Here is a 3,153-nt window from a genome sequence, read left to right as displayed (position 1 = left end):
GTCCGCCGCGGCGGACACACCGGCGACCGGTCGTCAGGCCGGGGCCACGGCGGGCTCCCGCCGCCCGGCCGACGTATGCTCCCGTTCCCGCGCGGCGGCGTCCGCCGTCAAGGGCAGCGCACGCGGAAGCGGGCGTCTCTCGCGCAGACTCGGCGAGGGGCCCAGGGGGACGAGCGGGGCGTGGTCACCGGTCCGGGCTCGTTGCGAGAACCAGATGATCTTGCCGCCGGTGTCGGTGGCACAGCACCCCCAGCCGTTGCTCAGCGCTGCGATCTGCGCGAGGCAGCCGCTCGGCGCGTAGTGCGGCCGGATGTCCCGCTCGCTGTCCTGGACAGCGGTGATGAGGTGATGGCCGTTCCACCACATCTCGATGGTCGCGTTCTTGTCCACCGCGTGCGCGTCGATCGTGCGCAGCAGCGCGTCCGAGCAGCGGCAGACGGGCTCGACGAGGGTCTCCAGGTTCCAGTACCGGAGATGGGCGGCCAGAATCCGCCGGACCTGCCCGATTCGCTCGGGGCTGATCTCCACGTCGAGGTGGTAGTAGCAGGGTGCTGGGGTGTTCATTCTCGTTGGCTCCTCACCGGCGAAGCTCTCGCCTCTCCTCGCTCCCAGGTGGGCCGAGCCCCGAACACGAAGCGTGAGCGTTCGTCGCTCCTGAGTCAGTACCAGGGTGAGAGCACTACTCCATTCGTGCAACACGAGACATTCCCGAAACACGGGTGCACACATGACTCAGTGGTTGAATTCCGAACAGGACGCTACGTGATGTGCCGTGCACCATGGGTGAAAGTCTCGATCGCCGTAACGGATCAACCCCCACTCCGTGCGCGGCCTTCACGCACCGTCCGGACAGCGACGCGCGAACCACCCGCGAACCGTCCGGATCCGTGCTCCAGCGAAGACGTTGGGAGGTGACCGGTGCCATGCTGCTGCCGGCCAGAGCCGAGGTCGCCAGACATCTCGAGCGCTACCGGGCGTGGGAGCGCCTGATGCTCGCGTCCCCCGAAAACCGGGCGGTGCGGGGCAACTTCGAGAACACGGGCTACACGCTGTGCGTGCTGATGGGCAAGCGCTGTGCGCGCGAGGCCGTCGACGCCGCCGAGTTGTATCTGAACACCCACCGGCCCCGCGAGCGAACCGCGGGCGGCACTCGGCCCACATCGTCGGCGAGCGCGTAGGCGACGCCGTACACAGCGGTGAACGAGGACCGAAGACCCGGCGGCGACCAAGGCCCGAGACCGGGGAGGAGGTGACATCCATGGAACCGCAGGCCGTGCACGGGGACGGTGCGTCGCCTGTCGCCGGGGGCACCAGGCCCGTGATCGGACGCATCCCGATCGTGGACGTCCGGCCCGCTGTCGACGGTGGCCGCCGTCCGGCGAAGGCGGTGGTGGGCGAGGAGTTCGAGATCTCCGCGACGGTCTTCCGCGAGGGCCACGACGCCGTCGCCGCCAATGTCGTGCTCACGGACCCGCAGGGGCGCCCCGGTCCCTGGACGCCGATGCGTGAGCTCGCCCCCGGCACCGACCGCTGGGGCGCCACCGTCTCCATGGCGAGCGGGGGCCGTTGGACCTACGCCGTGGAGGGATGGGGCGATCCGGTCGCCACCTGGCGGCACCACGCACGGATCAAGGTCCCGTTGCGCATCGATGCCTTACTCGTCCTGGAAGAGGGCGCCGACCTGTATGAGCGGGCCGCGGCCGGAGTGCCGGACGGGCCGCAGCGGGAGGCGGTACGGGCGGCCGTAAGGGCGTTGCGCGACGAATCCCGGCCGCCGGTCGCCCGTCTGGCGGCGGCGTTGACGCCTGAGGTGGAGGGGGTGTTGGGCCGGTTTCCGTTGCGGGAGTTGGTGACGTCCTCGGAGGCGTTGCCGTTGGTGGTGGAGCGGGAGCGGGCGTTGTTCGGGTCGTGGTACGAGTTCTTCCCGCGGTCGGAGGGGACGGCGGAGTGTGCGCACGGCACGTTCCGGTCGGCGGCGCGGCGGTTGCCGGTGATCGCGGACATGGGGTTCGACGTGGTGTATCTGCCGCCGGTGCATCCGATCGGCACGACGTTTCGCAAGGGGCCGAACAACTCGTTGTCGGCGGGTGCGGGGGATGTGGGGGTGCCGTGGGCGATCGGGTCGCCGGAGGGCGGGCACGATGCGGTGCATCCGGGGTTGGGGACGGTGGAGGACTTCGCGTGGTTCGTTGAGCGGGCGGGGTCGTTGGGGCTTGAGGTGGCGCTGGATTTCGCGTTGCAGTGTTCGCCGGATCATCCGTGGGTGGGCAAGCATCCGGAGTGGTTCCGGCAGCGGGTGGACGGGTCGATCGCGTATGCGGAGAACCCGCCGAAGAAGTATCAGGACATCTATCCGGTGTATTTCGATGGGGATCTTGAGGGTCTGGTGGCGGAGACGCTGCGGGTCCTGCGGTTCTGGATGGGGCTGGGGGTGCGGATCTTCCGGGTGGACAATCCGCATACCAAGCCGGTGGTGTTCTGGGAGCGGGTGATCGGGGAGGTCAACGGCACGGATCCGGATGTGATCTTCCTGGCGGAGGCGTTCACGCGGCCGGCGATGATGCACACGCTGGCCAGGGCCGGTTTCCAGCAGTCGTACACGTATTTCACCTGGCGGAACACGAAGCAGGAACTGACGGAGTATCTGAGCGAGTTGTCGGGTGAGGCGGCGGCGTATATGCGGCCGAACCTGTTCGTGAACACTCCGGACATTCTGCACGCGTATCTGCAGCACGGGGGGCGGCCGGCGTTCGAGGTGCGGGCGGTGCTGGCGGCGACGCTGTCGCCGACGTGGGGGATGTACTCGGGGTTCGAGCTGTGTGAGAACGTGCCGCTGCGCGAGGGCAGTGAGGAGTATCTGGACTCGGAGAAGTACCAGTTGCGGCCCAGGGACTGGGAGGCGGCCGAGCGCGAGGGCCGCACCATCACCCCGCTCATCACCTCCCTCAATCGCATCCGACGGCAGCACAGTGCCTTGCGGAGATTGCGCAATCTGCACTTCCACCACACCGACAACGACGCGGTGATCGCGTTCAGCAAGCGCTCCGGTTCCGATGCCGTTGTGGTGGTGGTCAACCTGGATCCGCACCACACCCAGGAGGCGACGGTTTCGTTGGACATGCCGCGACTCGGCCTGGACTGGCATGAGAGCGT

Annotated in this window: 3 protein-coding genes; 2 read left to right on the top strand and 1 reads right to left on the bottom strand. The window is 68.4% G+C overall.

From position 1 onward, the window contains the following. Nucleotides 1-33: 33 nt before the first annotated feature. A complete protein-coding gene (locus tag ACWDA7_RS51580; RefSeq protein WP_450614998.1) occupies nt 34-564 on the bottom strand; it encodes a pep a2 in 531 nt (176 codons plus the stop codon). Nucleotides 565-887: 323 nt separating this feature from the next. Here ACWDA7_RS51580 and ACWDA7_RS51575 point away from each other — a divergent pair, with 323 nt between their 5' ends. Continuing rightward, complete coding sequence (locus tag ACWDA7_RS51575) at nt 888-1,178, top strand: DUF5133 domain-containing protein (RefSeq protein WP_450614996.1); 291 nt, start codon at nt 888-890, stop codon at nt 1,176-1,178. A gap of 80 nt (nt 1,179-1,258) precedes the next feature. After that, nucleotides 1,259-3,153: maltotransferase domain-containing protein (locus ACWDA7_RS51570; protein ID WP_450614994.1), on the top strand; the 1,895-nt coding region annotated here is incomplete at its 3' end.

The organism is Streptomyces sp. NPDC001156, assembly GCF_053598275.1.
The sequence above is the reverse complement of the archived record's forward strand: the minus strand, read 5'-3'. Positions and strand labels throughout refer to the sequence as shown.

Coding starts and splice junctions, on each gene's coding strand:
- ACWDA7_RS51580 (WP_450614998.1), bottom strand. CDS start 564: ATGAACACCCCAGCACCCTGCTACTACCACCTCGACGTGGAGATCAGC.